The organism is Finegoldia sp. P2-F-LR, assembly GCF_052932265.1.
On sequence record NZ_JBRFJF010000005.1, the window covers coordinates 79336 to 94683 of the forward strand.

The following is a 15348-nucleotide window of genomic DNA, read 5'->3' on the forward strand; positions in this document are numbered from 1 at the left end:
TTAATAAATAATTCACTAATAATGTTTGAGAATTTAAATTAGAGGGTATACAATAATCATAAGAAAATTTATTTAAGGAGATGTTATTATGAGTTTAATGGATTATTTAGAACATAAAAGAAGAGAAAAGGAAAGACAAATCAAATGGGAAATTGCTAAACGTAAATATGAAGACGAAGCTAAAATTACTTTAGGTACAGTTATTGGTGCTTCATTAGGTTTAGCAGCAGGATTATTATTAGCACCTAAATCAGGTGAAGAAACTAGAAAAGACATCAAAAAATTTGCAGAAGAAACAAAGAAAACAGCAGTAAATAACTTAAACGATGCAGTAGATACTGTAAAATTAACTGCTGACAATGTAACAGACAGTGTTAAAGACAAATATCAAGATTTCCAAGATAGAGGAATGACTGAACTAAATAGAGTTTCTGATCAATTCGATGAAGTTAAAACTGATTTGGGAGTTCTTGGTGAAGATCTTAAAGATGTAGTAAAAAAAGACGGAAAAGTTATCAAAGAAGACGTTAAAGATACTAAAGACCAAGTAAAAGATTCTGCTGAAAAAGTTGGAGATTCAGCTAAAAAAGTAGCAGAAGAAGCAAAAGACGGTGCAGAAAAAACTGTTGAAGAAGGAAAAAAACAAGCAAAGAAAACTGCTGACACTGCAAAAGAAGAAGCAAAAGAAGTTAAAAAAGAAATAAAAAAGTAGGTAAGAAATGGTAGATGCTTTATATATATTTAAAATAATATTATATATTTGTTTATCTGGATTCTTAATTGCTTTAATCGTATTTTTGTTCAAACTTACTGACTTAATAAAGAGCATAAAAGCTGTTTTAGCAGATAACAAAAAGGATATCGATAGATCAATTGGTGAAGTACCACAAATATTAGACAATGTAACTGGTATAACTAACAAAGCCGATCGACTAATAGGTGATGTGTCTCCAGATGTAAGAAATATTACAAACAATGTAAGTAACACTTTATCACACGTTGAGTCAGTTTCAAGCAACGTATCAAATACTGTGGATTATGTTGCTGAATCTGTAACTGATACTGCAACTAACATTAAATACGGATTCTTAAATTCTACAGATTATGTTGGTTCTGCAAGAGATATTATTAATTTCGTAAAAAGTTTAGCTAAAAGATAATTAAATAAGATTTTATAAGCCAATCGGAAAATTTCTGATTGGCTTATCGTAAATCTTTAAAAATTTTTATAATTCATGAAAACAATTGTAGAAATTGTTAAAATCCTATTGAAAAACAGTTAGTTTTTTGGTATGCTATTAAGGAAAGATGGGATAGAATGAAAAAAATAAAAATTATCTCAAATCCTTCATCAGGAAGTCAAACACACGCAAGAGATTTAATAAAACTTATTAATTATTTAATTGAGGATAATTTTATAGTTCAGCTTTATAAAACAAAAGGCAAGAATGATGCATATAATGAGGCGTTAAACACATCTTCTGATGAATGGGATTTGATAGTTGTTTCAGGCGGAGATGGAACGGTTAATGAAGTTGTTCATGGAATTTGCGATAGCGAAAGCGATATTCCTATTACGATTTACTCCACAGGTACAGTAAACGATTTCGCAACATACTTAAACTTGCCCTCAACACCTTACAAATTATATAGAATGATTAAAACTGGGAAAATAATTAAAAGTGATGTTGGAAAAGTCAGCAATGAAGACTCGCACAGGTATTTTATCAATGTTTTTGCAGTTGGGAATATTGCTTCTGTTAGTTATGTTACCGATAAAGCTCAAAAAGCGATATTTGGTAGGCTGGCGTATATTGTTGAAGGGTTGAAAGAACTTCCTAACACATTAAATCAACCTATGGAATTGAAGATTAAAACAAATGATGATTATTTAGAAGTAAAATCTCCTATTATGATTATTTCGAATTCAAATACTGTAGGTGGTTTTGAAAATATTTGCCCACAAGCAAAAATTGACGATCAAAAACTAGATGTTTTAATTATTAAGCATTCCCGTCTTAAAGAAGTTGCTCAGATTTTAATAGATGCTTTTAGTTCAAAGCATATTTATTCTGAAGATGTATTATATTTTCAAACTGATACTTTATCCATTGAATCTAATCAGACAGTTCCAGGAGATGTTGATGGAGAATATGGTGGAAATTTACCAGTGAAAGTTGAGATTAATAATAAACCAATAAATATTTTAGTAAGGAGCGATTAAATGTCATCACCAACAATTAAAGACGTAGCAAAACTTGCTGGAGTTTCGATTTCTACAGTATCTAGAGTTATGAATGATTCCAAGCCTGTTAGCCCAGAAGCACGTAGAAAAGTTTTAGATGCAATTGAAAAACTTGATTTCAAACCAAACGAATTGGCAAGATCTTTAGTAATGAAAAGGTCCAATTTAATAGGTGTAGTAGTGAAAGATATCGGCATTCCATATATGGCACAAATTGTAAGAGGTGCAGAAGAAATTGGAAGAATGTACAAATACGATATACTATTGTCTTCTACATACGGAGATTTGGAACAAGAAAAGAAGATTATAGACTTCATGTTTACAAAGCAAGTAGAAGGAATAATTTTGATTTCAGAAGACATTGAACCAGAGGTTATATTCAAGTTGAAAGATCAAACTGTTCCTTATATTCAATTGGATAAATTCTGGAATATAAAAGACGTGCACACAGTACAAATCGACTACAAAGAAGCCATGATAAATATGATTAATCATATTTATGATTTAGGTCACAAGAAAATTTTATTCGTAAAAGAAAATCAAGATACTGAAATAGGTCAAGAAAAACTTAAAGGATACAGACAAGCTTGTGATGATTTGAAAATAGAAAAAATTGAAATTTCATCAGAAGGAGTTTCAGTTAAAGATGGTTACGAAGCAGGAGATAAGATTTTCGAAATGAAAGATTCGAAAGACATAACTTGCGTAAGTTTTAGTGAAGATGCACAAGCAATAGGATTTATAAATTATTGCTATGATAATAATAAGAAAGTTCCAGAAGATATTTCCGTATCTGGATTTGGCGATATACCAATGACAAGTATTTACAGACCTACTCTTACTACAGTTCAAGAACCTTATTATGACATAGGTGCTGTATCTATGAGAACTTTAGTAAAGGTTTTGAAAGAAAATAAAATTATCAACGAAAAGGCAATATTAGGTTCTCAAATAATGAAGAGAGAATCTGTAAAAGATATCAATTAAAATATTTTCCTGTTTAAAAAATCAATTAATAGGATATAAATAAAGTAGTCATAGGAGGATTATTATTATGGTAGAACAAAATGTTATAGTAAAAAACGAAACTGGTTTGCATGCTCGTCCAGCTGCATCTTTGGTACAATTTGTTAAAAATTTTGATGGTAAAGTTGAACTTATTAAAGATGGTAAAACAGCTAACGCAAAATCTATTTTCAACGTTATGGCTTTAGGTATTTCTCAAGATACTGAAGTCACTGTTAGATTAGATGGTGAAAACGAAGAAGAAAACTTAAAAAAACTAGTTGAATTTATAGAAAATTTAGAAGACTAATTAAAGCAAGAATTCATAGCCGTCACTTTTGTGGCGGCTTTAGTTTATCAGGAGGTATTATGAGTTTAATTAAAAAAGGTATTATTGCAAGTGAAAATTTAGCTATTGGCAAAATTAAACTTATGAAAAAACAAGAAGTTAAGATAAGTAGCGAAAAAATTTCTGATGATGAAATTAAACTTCATGTTGATAAATTTAATAAAGCTTTGAATGATTACAAAACAATATTATCAGAAACAAAAGTTGACAATGATACACAAAAACAAGTTATAGAAGCCCATTTAAGTATGTTGGACGATCCTTTTCTATCAGAAAGTGTGATTTCAAAAATTAATGAAAATTTTGCAAGCGACAAAGCTTTAAATGATACGATTGATGAAATGGTTATAATGATGCAGTCGCTAGACAATGAGTATATGAGAGAAAGAGCGTCCGACTATAAAGATATCGGTCAACAATTACTGTACAAAATTAAAGGAATTGAAAATCAGAAACTAGATTCATTAGAACCTAATACTATTTTGGTTTCAAAAGAGCTGACTCCTTATGAAACATCAATAATTGATAAAGATAATGTTGTTGGATTTTTAATGGACTTGGGAGGAAAAACTGCACACACTTCAATTATTGCGCAAACCTTAGGTATTGCTTGTCTTGTTGGCATGAAAGATATAACAGAAAATGTTAAGGATTCTCAAACGGTTATTATAGATTCATATAAGGGAATCTGTATAATTGATCCTGATGAAAAAACTCTTTTAGAATACAAAAATAAAAAGTCTGAGTTGGATGATGAAAAGTCAAGGCTTGAAAAAAACAGGTATAACAAAGCAATTACTAAAGATGGAAGAGACGTTGATGTAATGACAAATATCGGAAATATTGAAGATTTAGAAAAAGGCTTAGAATCTGGTGCTGAAGGCGTTGGTTTATTTAGAACAGAATTTTTGTATATGTATAATGACAATTTCCCGACAGAAGATGAACAATTTAAATCTTATAAAAAAGTAGTGGAAATTTTAGACGGGAAATCTGTAATTATTAGAACCTTAGATATTGGTGGAGACAAAGAACTTCCTTATTACAAGTTTCCTAAAGAAGATAATCCATTTTTAGGTTGGAGAGCTTTGAGATTTTGTTTTGATATGAAGGATGTTTTTGATGCTCAAATCAAAGCAATATTGAGAGCTTCTGCATTCGGAAAAATAAGGATTATGTTTCCTATGGTTATTTCAGTTGAAGAAATAGAAAAAGCACTTGAAATAATTGAAAATAATAAAGATGAATTGAGAGATAAAAATATTGATTTCGATGAAAATATAGAAGTTGGTATAATGATTGAAACGCCAGCAAGTGTTATTGTCGCCGAAGATTTAATAGAATACGTTGATTTCTTTAGTATTGGAACCAATGACTTGACGCAATATGTCTTAGCAAGTGATAGAGGAAATGATAAAATTTCAAGTCTTTATAACACATACAATCCAGCAGTTCTTAGAGCTATCAAAAAGGTTATTGATGTTAGCCACAAACACGGAAAATGGACTGGAATGTGTGGAGGATTTGCCGGTGATACTAAAGCAACGAAACTTCTTTTGGGTATGGGATTGGATGAATTTTCTGCGCCTGCAGCTTCAATTCCTAAAATAAAGGATGTTATTGCTAACAATTCATTTGAAGAAGCAAAAATTTACGCAGATGAAATTTTAAAAATGAAAAAAACGTCAGAAATTGAGAGGAAAATTTCTGAATAAATATTTTGTTTTAAAATTCTGATTATTAATGATAAAATTGTATTGGTGATTATATGGAAATCAAAGATTTACAATTTTTTAAAGATAAAAATATTTACGATTGTGATTTACAAGATGATAAGTACATTGTAAATACAGATTCTGGTAAATATATCGTTGAAATATACGAGGGGGATTTGGAGTCTTTTTTGAAATACAACCAACAAAATAATTATTTGTTGTATGAGTTAAATGACAAATTTGCAAAGATTGAAGACAGTGGATTTGAAAATGGTTATACTTTTGTGATTAAAAAATTCATTCAAAATCTTACAGATCAAATCTCTGTTGAAAAACAAATACAACTTGGAAGTGAAATAGGCAAAATTCTTAGAAAACTTCACGAAAAAAGCCAAATTAATGATGATACTACTTGGTCGAAGATTTTTAATTATAAAATCAATAATCTTATATACAATTACTCAATGACAAACTTCAGAGGAGATAAGGATTATATTGTTTTTGACTACATTGAAAATAATAGATATTTAATTGAATCGAGAAAGTTGAGTAATATTTATCTGTTTGATAATTTAGAATCTATTTATGCAGACGAAAATAATTTGAATTTTGTATCAAAAAATGTAAGTTATATGGCGGATTCTTTCTATGAATTTAGAAAAATAAACGAAGCTGATGAGAAAAATAGGATTTTCTACTATTCTTTATTAAAATCTTATTTTAACGGGAAAATTCCCAGATTATTTTATAGAATTCTCGCTATATACACTATTTTGGACATTCTGGAACCAAAATTAAATGGAGAACATGATGTTGACTTGACAGGAGAATTCGATAGAATATTAAGCATTTACAATGATTTTGATTGTATAATTCCTGTGTGGATTAAGAAAACTGAAGGAAGGATAAGGGAGCTTAATGATGAAGGTAAATTGTAAGTTTTGGTTTGAAGATGACAATGGTAAGAAGTTTTTCGGAAAAGGAAATTATCTTCTGTTAAAAGAAATTGACAAGACAAAATCTCTTAACAAGGCTTCAAAAAATCTCAAAATGAGTTACAGCAAAGCTTTTAATATTATAAAAAATAGCGAAAAAATTTATGGAGAGAAGTTTGTGGATACCGAAATCGGAGGAGCTAATGGCGGAGGCTCTACATTAACAGAAGTTGGTGAAAGATTAATCAGAGAATATGAAAAAGGTATGTCAAATTTTACCAGAACTAGCAACAATTTAATAGAAAAAATTACAAAAAATTCCTAAAAAGCTTGTATTTTTTATAAAATCAGTGTAATATATATTTATCGAAGTGTCTTAATAATTAAAATCTCAATGGTTAACATTGGGATTTTATATTTGGATACTATTTTTAATTTATAAAAGGAGTTAAAATGAAGAAAGTAGTTTTAGCATTAGGTGGAAACGCTCTCGGAAATTCACCTGAAGAACAAATCAAAGCTGTTAGAAAAACAGCTGTATCTATAGTTGATTTAGTTGAAGATGGTAACGAAGTTATCGTTTGCCATGGAAATGGTCCACAAGTTGGTATGATTAATTTGGCTATGGAAACTGCTCATAATTCTAATCCACAAATTTCTAACATGCCATTTGCAGAATGTGTTGCTATGAGTCAAGGATACATAGGATACCATTTACAAAAGGCTATCAAAAACGAATTATCAAAAAGAAACATGAAAAACGCAGTGTCTACAATAATTACACAAGTTAAAGTAGATAAGGATGATGAAGCTTTTGCTAATCCAACAAAACCAGTGGGATTATTTTATTCAAAAGAAGAATCTGAAAAACTTGCTGCTGAAAGTGGATATACTTTCAAAGAAGATGCAAACAGAGGATATAGAAGAGTTGTTCCATCTCCAAAACCAATTGATATAATTGAAAAAGAAGAAATCAATACTTTGATTAAGAAAGATTTCATAGTTATAGCTGGAGGTGGCGGTGGAATTCCCGTCGTAGAAAATGATGGACAATTAGAAGGCATAGGAGCTGTTATAGATAAGGATTTCACTTCAGAAAAATTAGCTGAGATTTCTGATGCGGATTTGTTAATCATTTTAACTGCAGTAGAAAAAGTTTGTATTAATTACGGAACAGAAAATGAAGAAGGCTTGGATGAATTAAATTTATCTAGAGCTCAAAAGTTAATAGAAGAAAAACAATTTGCAGAAGGATCTATGCTTCCTAAAGTTAAGGCTTGTTTGAATTTTATCCAATCAGGTGAAGGTAAAATTGCTTTGATAACTTCTTTGGAAAAAGCAAAAGAAGGAATCAATGGTTTAACAGGAACTAGATTTGTAAAATAATAATAGTACTTCCAAAACAAAAATTGATTTGATGTTTTTGGAAGTATTTTTTTATTGCTCTTTAAATTATTTTGAATTTAATATAGAATATACTTTAATGAAATTAAAAGGAGAGTGTATATGGAAAAAAATTCGAATTCATTATTTGATTATTATGGTAATCCTTCCATGCTCAAATCATTTCCAATAGCTATGCAACACTTATTGGCTATGATTGTGGGTAATGCGTTGCCATCAATAGTCTTGGCGAGTGCTTTGAAATCAAGTGAACATGCAATTACAGATGCACAAGCAATTTATTTGATTCAAGCTGGAATGTTTATTGCTGCAATAGCGACATTATTGCAATTGTATCCTGTTTTAAAATTTGGTGCAAAATTACCAGTTATTATGGGAGTTAGTTTTGCTTATATTCCAGTTTTATTATCAATTGGTAAGCAATACGGAATAGGTGCTGTGTATGCGTCACAGTTGATTGGTGGTATTGTAGCGATATTCACTGGAATGTTTATTGGAAAAATTAGGAAGTTTTTCCCACCGATTGTGTCAGGAACAGTTGTATTAACTATTGGGCTTAGTTTGTATTCAGTTGCTGTAAATTATATGTCAGGTGGAAATGGACCTATGCAAGGCGAAATTAGAAACTGGGTTGTGGCAATCATAACTTTGTGTGTTGTTTTGTTTTGTAATATGTTTATGAAAGGTTACATAAAATTAGCAGCGATTTTGGTTGGAATTATTGTAGGATACATAATATCATTATTTTTAGGAATGGTTAAATTTGACAATGTTGTTAGTGCGTCTTGGTTTATGCTTCCACAAATTTATCCATTCAAATTCCAATTCCATTTGGATGCTATCTTGACTATGTCAATTATGTACATTGTAAATTCTGTTCAAGCAGTGGGAGATTTAACTAGCACTACTATTGGAGGAATGGATCGTGAACCTACAGATGTAGAATTGTCTGGTGGTATCAAGGCAAATGGTATTGTAAGTGTTATTGGTGCATTTATTGGGGCGCTTCCTACTGCGACTTATTCACAAAACGTAGGCATTGTTTCAATGACAAAAGTAATTGCCAGAAAAGTTTTGTTGATTACTGCTAGTATGGTATTTGTATGTGGACTGATTCCAAAATTTGGAGCATTGATGCTTTCAGTTCCACAAGCAGTAATTGGTGGGGCAACTATATCAGTATTTGCACAAATAGCTATGAGTGGTATGAAACTTATAACTTCAAGTGAAATGAGCGTAAGAAATACAACTATTGTTGGATTGGGAGTTGCACTTGGTATGGGAATCACACAAGTTGGCCCAAACGCTGTAAGATATTTTCCACAATGGTTTAGAATGGTGTTTACAGCATCACCTGTAGTCGTTGCAACGTTGATAGTATTTTTCTTGAATATTATTATTCCAGAAAAAACATTAGAACAAGAAGAAAAAGAAAGAAAAGAAATAGACTAAAAAATCCCTCGAAAGAGGGATTTTAATATTTCATATATTTTTTATCAATGTACCTTTTTAGTACGAATGAAAGGTGTGAATACCAAGTGAATCCTTTGTAGTATAATAGTGCTTTTTCATTTCCACAATATAAAATTTGCATAGGGTCAGTGTCTGGAACATAAGATTCCAATTCTTCATCGTTCAATGTATGTGCAATATTTTTCATCAAAATTGGAGATTGCCTTATAGCGTACACTCCAGCTTTTGGTAAATTAGGGTATTTGTCGATACTAACACAATCCCCAACGGCAAATATTTTGTCAGAAATTCTCATGTATTCATCGGAAATCAAGAAGTTTTTATCAGTAGTATTTAGATTTCCAAAATCAACGTTCACACCGCTAGAACCAATACACATAATCAATTTATCAAAATCAATATCAATTTCATCAATAGAAGATACATTTTTGTTTTCGTAAACTTTTATACCCTTTTCCTTTAATAACTTTCTGGCTTTTTCATTAGCTTTGTCGCTGAATCCTTCCATATTCACACTGCCTCTTGTTACTATGGATATATTCTTATCAGGATAGATAGTTTTGAGCACAAAAGCTAATTCCAATCCACTTGCACCGGCTCCTAATATAAGTATATTTTTATCAGTGTGTTTGATTTTTTCTTTTAAATCGATAATTGTATTGATAGGTTTGGAATTTATTACATTTTCTCCAGTTCCAATAGTTTTTTGAGTCGCTCCTAAATTAATACTCAAATAATCGTATTTTACTGTGTGATTTTTTGCTATAACTTTTTTACTTTCATCGTCGATTTTTACGATTTTATCGAAAATCAAATCTGCTCCGTATTTTTCGCAAACTTTTCTTACATCAAAGCATATCTCATCATGAGTGTATACTCCTTCCAAAAAACCAGTATACATACCAGAATAATACTGGTATTCATTGTCTGTTATAACAGTTATTTTAATATCTGGATATTTTTCTTTTATATTTTTGATTACAAAAATATGCCCGTGACCGCAGCCACCCAAAACTAAATGCTTCATTTTGTATCCTTCAGTAAATTTTTTATTTATAATTATATATATCATACCAGAAAAGTAAAGCAGTGTTAAATTCATTCTTCGTTTGACAATATTGTTAATAATTGCTAATATTATATTGTATAGAAGGTATCTATATTTACACGATAACAACGTTTACGTTATCAATTGAAAATCGATAAATTATTATTAAGTTTTTTAATTGTAAGCAAATGTTATTACAAAAATTTAAGGAGGACATTATGTCAAAAGTTTACAAAAAAATAATTGCTTTATTTCTTTGTTTAAGCATGGTTTTTGCTACTGCATGTGGTGGTGCTGGCAAAGATTCATCTGATAATGGAAAATCATCAGATACAAATGAAAAGAAAGAAAAAGTAAAAGTAACTATGGTTACTGACCAAGGTGGAATTAACGATAAATCTTTCAACCAATCTGCATATGAAGGATTTGAAAATGCAAAAAAAGAAGGATGGTTGGATTACAGATATATCGAATCACACAAAGAAGCAGAATATGCTCCAAATATGGAAACTGCTTTGGATGATGAAAGTGATGTAATATTTACAATTGGCTATGCATTGTTTAAAGCAACAGATGGTGCAGCTAAAGAAAACACTGACCAAAAATACGCAATAATCGACAATGCAAACGTAGAAAAAAGACCAAACATGATTGGGGTTTTATTCGCAGATAACGAAAACTCATTCTTAGTTGGATACATTGCTGGTATGACTACTAAAACAAACAAAGTTGGTTTTGTTGGTGGTATGAAGAGTGATGTAATCGACAGATTTGAATACGGATTCAAAGCCGGAGTTAAAGAAGCTGAAAGACAAAAGAAACAACCAATTGAATTCCAATCACAATATGCAGATAGTTATGCTGCACCAGATAAAGGTAAATCAATCGCTAACTTAATGTATCAAAAAGGCGTAGATGTTATATTCCATGCAGCAGGTGGTACAGGTTATGGTGTTATTCAAGCTGCTATCGACAATAACAAATACGTTATAGGAGTTGACAGGGATCAATCAGCTGATGCTCCGAAAAACATGTTAGTTTCTACAGTAAAAGGCGTTAACGTTGCTGTTCAAAAAATCTCAAAAGATCTTAAAGATGGTAAGTTTGAAGGTGGAAGCACAGTAACTTATTCATTAAAAGATGGAGATGCTGTAGACATTGCTTATGCTAACAACGATTTGGTAGCACAAGATGTTAAAGACAAAGTTGAAAGCTTAAAGAATGATATCAAAGAAGGAAAAATCAAAGTTCCACAAAACGAAAAAGAATTTACAGAATTCGGATTTGATAAATAAGGTTGAGAACAGGGATTGAAAAATCCCTGTTTTTATAACTGTTTTTAAAGATGAAAGGGAAAAACATGAACGATGAAAAAAACATTGTTGTAGATTTAAAAGACATATCAAAATCTTTTGGCAGCAATAAAGTACTTGATAATGTAAATTTCACGCTCCATAAAGGAGAGGTTCATGCTTTGTTAGGTGAAAACGGAGCTGGGAAGACAACTCTAATGAATATACTTTATGGGTTGTATGAACCTACATCTGGAAGCATTACAGTAAAAGGAAAAACTTTTGATCAAATGACTCCTAAGTTAGCAATACAAACGGGTATCGGAATGGTGCATCAACACTTTATGCTTATAGAACCATTTACTGTTTATCAAAATATTGTTTTAGGAAAAGAAATAACGAGTAAAAACGGAATTCTGGATAATAAAAAATCAATAGATACAGTAAAAGAATTGTCTGAAAAATACGGTTTGATGATTGATCCAGAAGCGAAAGTTTCTGATATTTCAGTAGGAATGCAACAAAGAGTTGAAATCTTAAAATGTTTATATCGTGGAGCGGATATTTTGATATTTGATGAACCAACAGCAGTTTTAACTCCACAAGAAATAGATGATTTTATAAAAATTGTAAAAAATCTTACAGAATTAGGAAAATCAATAATAATAATTACACATAAATTATCTGAAATTAAAGCAATGGCAGATTATTGTACGGTTATTAGACGTGGAAAATTTATCGATAAATTAAACGTCAAAGAAATCGATGAAAATATTTTAGCAGAAAAAATGGTTGGTCGTGATGTAAGATTTAATGTTGAAAAACAAGACCAAGAGCCAGGCGAAGTTGTATTAGATATTAAGGATTTGGTTGTAAAAGATTCCAGAAATATTGATGCTGTAAAGAATTTGAATCTTCAAGTAAGGAGAGGAGAAATTGTTGGCGTTGCAGGCGTAGATGGCAATGGCCAATCGGAGTTGATTGAGGCAATTACTGGTCTTAGAAAAATAGAATCTGGAAGGGTTACATTAAAAGGAAAAGAAATTACAAATCATTCTCCAAGAGATATTATAGATTCAGGAATGAATACTATTCCAGAAGATAGACAAAAACACGGACTTATATTGGATTATTCTATAGCCGACAATCTAATTTTGGAAAATGTTAAAAAGAAACCTTTTAGCAAAGGATTAAAGCTAGATTTTGATGCTATAAACAACAATGCAAAACAATTAATCGAAAAATTCGATATCAGACCTAATGATTATCATCAAAAAACAAAGAATTTGTCAGGAGGTAATCAACAAAAGGTAATTATCGCAAGAGAAATTTCCAACAATCCTGATTTGTTAATAGCTGCTCAACCAACCAGAGGATTGGATGTTGGGGCAATAGAATTTATTCACAAATATTTAGTAGATCAAAGAAACAAAAACAAAGCAGTATTGTTAGTTTCATTTGAATTAGATGAAATAATGGATTTATCAGATAATATAGCAGTTATATTTGATGGCAAAATCGTTGGAGAAAAACCAGCAAAAGAAACTAATGAAATGGAACTTGGTAGATTAATGGCTGGGGGTGTTGTTGATGAAAAATAACAATGAACAAATTTCAATATTCACAAAGTACAACAAGCTATTCTTCATGCTTTTATCTATCGTTATAGGTTTATTAGTTGGAGCCTTGGCTTTAGTATTAGCAGGTTATAGTCCTTTAGAAGCATATAAGCTAATGCTTGAAGGAATATTTAAAAGACCGAAGAATGTTGGTTGGACAATTGTAAATGCTATTCCAATTATATTTACTGGACTTGGCGTTGCATTTGCTTTTAAAACAGGTTTATTCAATATCGGGGCAGAAGGTCAATACATTGTTGGAACAATGGTAGCATTTTTATTGGGATATAATCTTCACTTACCAGCATTTATTCATGTACCTGTAGTAATAATTGTGGGAATGTTAGCTGGGGCAGCTTTTGGAGCACTAGCTGGATTTTTGAAAGCAAAATTTGGAATACATGAAGTTATCTCAACAATAATGCTTAACTGGATAGCTTTTTACTTTAACAATATGGTTGCGAATTATCCAAAATTCAAAGCACCGAACTCTATGGGAACTCACGAAGTTCAAGAAACTGCGAAAATTACATTGATGCAAAATGTAAAAGGACTTCCGAAAGCCATTGATAACTTCTTCAAAGCTCCAATTCACTTGGGCTTGATTCTAGCAATTGTAGCAGCAATTTTGTTATGGTATATTTTGAAGAAAACAAACTTAGGATATGAATTAAAAGCTGTAGGCCTTAACCCAGATGCAGCAAAATACGGTGGAATTGACGTCAATAAAAAAATGACATTATCAATGGCTATAAGTGGGGCAGTGTGTTCACTTGGTGGAATCACTCAAGTTTTAGGATACAGATACACAATTTCTGCATTATCTAGTATGGAAAACTTTGGATTTGATGGACTTGCAGTAAGTTTACTTGCAAATAATAACCCAATAGGTTGTATTTTCTCTGGATTATTTTTTGGTGGATTGAAATACAGCGGTGCCAACGTACAAAGAGTTTTGCATGCGCCAACCGAAATGATTAATATAATAATGGGAACAATTATTTTGTTCACAGCAATTCCATTGATGTTCAGAATAATAAAATCTAGATTTAAAAATAAAGGAGGCAAATAATGAACTTAGTACTTTTAGGATTAGTAATAGGTAATACATTAATCAATGCGACTCCTATTTTATACGCTGGATTAGGTGGTATGATTTCTGAAAAATCAGGAGTTACAAACATCGGACTTGAAGGGATGATGACAATTGGTGCATTAATTGCAGCAACTGTAGGATACTACACTCACAATCCTTGGTTAGCATTTTTGTGTGGTGGACTAAGTGGAATGGTATTTGCATTAATTCACGCAGTTGTATCCATCACATTTGCAGGAGATCAAACTATTTCTGCAATAGCTATAAATTATTTAGGACCTGGTGTTGCTTTATTTGTTTCTAGAATATTCTTCGATGGAGCAACTCAAACGAAACCAATTGAACCACAATTCAAAATTCCAGTATTATTTGATGGGATTCAAAACAAATTCTTGGCTAACGTAATTTCATTACCTGCTACAGTATATTTGGTATTTGTATTAGTATGTTTGATTTATATATTTATGTACAAAACAAAATGGGGAATGAGATTGATTGCAGTTGGTGAGCATCCGAAAGCAGCAGAAACTTTGAACATAAATGTATTTTTCGTTAGATACATGGCAGTTTTGTTCTCAGGATTTATGGCTGGTTTAGGTGGAGCTACAATGTCTATTTCACTTGTATCTTCATTCTTCCCTGCATTAGTTGCTGGACAAGGTTTTATAGCTTTGGTTACAGTAATATTCGGAAAATGGACTCCACAAGGTGTTATGTTAGCAGCTCTATTCTTCGGATTCGCTCAATCAATATCTGTTGTGTTGGGAGGAACAAATCTACCAATACCATCAGAATTAATATCAATGATTCCTTATGTTGCAACATTAGTTGTATTGATACTATTTGGTGGAAAAACAAAAGCGCCTACAGCAGATGGAATTCCTTATTTGAAAGATGATATAGCACTTTAATAGAGCAATTAAAGTGATTGAATTCTAGTAAATGAAATCTTTTAAAGTTATAAACCCTCATACTTAGAATATCATACGAAAAAAATTGATTTGATTTCAACTTGAATAATCCGTTTAAAATCGCATTGTTTGAGCGCTTAGCGAGTTTGCGATTTTAGGATTTTGAAATTTAGAAATCAACAATTTTTGTAGTCTAGATATTCGTGTATGAGGGTTTGTTTACTTTATGTAAAAGGAAAGCAATATAAAAGGTAGT

15 protein-coding genes are annotated in these 15348 nt (G+C 31.0%); 14 read left to right on the plus strand and 1 reads right to left on the minus strand.

From position 1 onward, the window contains the following. The first annotated feature begins 88 nt into the window (after window positions 1–88). From ACU68W_RS04375 to ACU68W_RS04420, 10 genes are all read left to right on the plus strand, one after another. Window positions 89–712, plus strand: coding sequence for a YtxH domain-containing protein (locus ACU68W_RS04375; RefSeq protein WP_094205904.1), 624 nt, complete (start codon window positions 89–91; stop codon window positions 710–712). Window positions 713–719: 7 nt separating this feature from the next. Further along, a complete protein-coding gene (locus ACU68W_RS04380) occupies window positions 720–1160 on the plus strand; it encodes a hypothetical protein (protein WP_094205903.1) in 441 nt (146 codons plus the stop codon). Between the two features lie 158 nt (window positions 1161–1318). After that, window positions 1319–2224: a diacylglycerol/lipid kinase family protein gene (locus tag ACU68W_RS04385; RefSeq protein ID WP_094205902.1), complete on the plus strand. Its 906-nt coding sequence runs from the start codon at window positions 1319–1321 to the stop codon at window positions 2222–2224. Next, window positions 2225–3232 (plus strand): LacI family DNA-binding transcriptional regulator, encoded by a 1008-nt coding sequence (locus ACU68W_RS04390; protein WP_094208790.1) that lies wholly within the window; start codon window positions 2225–2227, stop codon window positions 3230–3232. It begins immediately after the preceding gene. Window positions 3233–3299: 67 nt separating this feature from the next. Continuing rightward, window positions 3300–3560: an HPr family phosphocarrier protein gene (locus tag ACU68W_RS04395; RefSeq protein ID WP_002836732.1), complete on the plus strand. Its 261-nt coding sequence runs from the start codon at window positions 3300–3302 to the stop codon at window positions 3558–3560. Window positions 3561–3619: 59 nt separating this feature from the next. After that, complete coding sequence (gene ptsP / locus ACU68W_RS04400; protein WP_446756163.1) at window positions 3620–5314, plus strand: phosphoenolpyruvate--protein phosphotransferase; 1695 nt, start codon at window positions 3620–3622, stop codon at window positions 5312–5314. A gap of 53 nt (window positions 5315–5367) precedes the next feature. Further along, the gene (locus ACU68W_RS04405) at window positions 5368–6252 is read left to right on the plus strand and encodes a hypothetical protein (protein WP_308611035.1); all 885 of its coding nucleotides are present in this window, start codon (window positions 5368–5370) and stop codon (window positions 6250–6252) included. Then, complete coding sequence (locus ACU68W_RS04410; protein ID WP_316061522.1) at window positions 6236–6574, plus strand: winged helix-turn-helix domain-containing protein; 339 nt, start codon at window positions 6236–6238, stop codon at window positions 6572–6574. The genes ACU68W_RS04405 and ACU68W_RS04410 overlap by 17 nt, the downstream gene beginning before the upstream one ends. Before the next feature lie 128 nt (window positions 6575–6702). Next, the gene (gene arcC, locus ACU68W_RS04415; protein WP_002836727.1) at window positions 6703–7635 is read left to right on the plus strand and encodes a carbamate kinase; all 933 of its coding nucleotides are present in this window, start codon (window positions 6703–6705) and stop codon (window positions 7633–7635) included. Window positions 7636–7755: 120 nt separating this feature from the next. After that, a complete protein-coding gene (locus tag ACU68W_RS04420; RefSeq protein WP_002836726.1) occupies window positions 7756–9105 on the plus strand; it encodes a uracil-xanthine permease family protein in 1350 nt (449 codons plus the stop codon). A gap of 22 nt (window positions 9106–9127) precedes the next feature. Here the strand turns inward: ACU68W_RS04420 and ACU68W_RS04425 are convergent, their stop codons facing one another. Next, window positions 9128–10153: an NAD(P)/FAD-dependent oxidoreductase gene (locus ACU68W_RS04425; RefSeq protein WP_035109600.1), complete on the minus strand. Its 1026-nt coding sequence runs from the start codon at window positions 10151–10153 to the stop codon at window positions 9128–9130. A 239-nt stretch (window positions 10154–10392) separates the two neighbouring features. On the opposite strand from ACU68W_RS04425, the gene ACU68W_RS04430 reads away from it, so the two are divergent. The 4 genes from ACU68W_RS04430 to ACU68W_RS04445 all read left to right on the plus strand — a co-directional run bounded on the left by ACU68W_RS04430 (window position 10393) and on the right by ACU68W_RS04445 (window position 15092). Further along, window positions 10393–11469, plus strand: a complete 1077-nt coding sequence (locus ACU68W_RS04430; protein ID WP_446756164.1) for a BMP family lipoprotein — start codon at window positions 10393–10395, stop codon at window positions 11467–11469. 65 nt (window positions 11470–11534) lie between these two features. Beyond that, a complete protein-coding gene (locus ACU68W_RS04435; protein WP_446756165.1) occupies window positions 11535–13067 on the plus strand; it encodes an ABC transporter ATP-binding protein in 1533 nt (510 codons plus the stop codon). Next, window positions 13057–14157 (plus strand): ABC transporter permease, encoded by a 1101-nt coding sequence (locus ACU68W_RS04440; RefSeq protein WP_094224846.1) that lies wholly within the window; start codon window positions 13057–13059, stop codon window positions 14155–14157. Before ACU68W_RS04435 ends, ACU68W_RS04440 begins: the two co-directional genes overlap by 11 nt. Then, window positions 14157–15092, plus strand: coding sequence for an ABC transporter permease (locus ACU68W_RS04445; RefSeq protein WP_094207286.1), 936 nt, complete (start codon window positions 14157–14159; stop codon window positions 15090–15092). The genes ACU68W_RS04440 and ACU68W_RS04445 overlap by 1 nt, the downstream gene beginning before the upstream one ends. Window positions 15093–15348 lie beyond the last annotated feature (256 nt).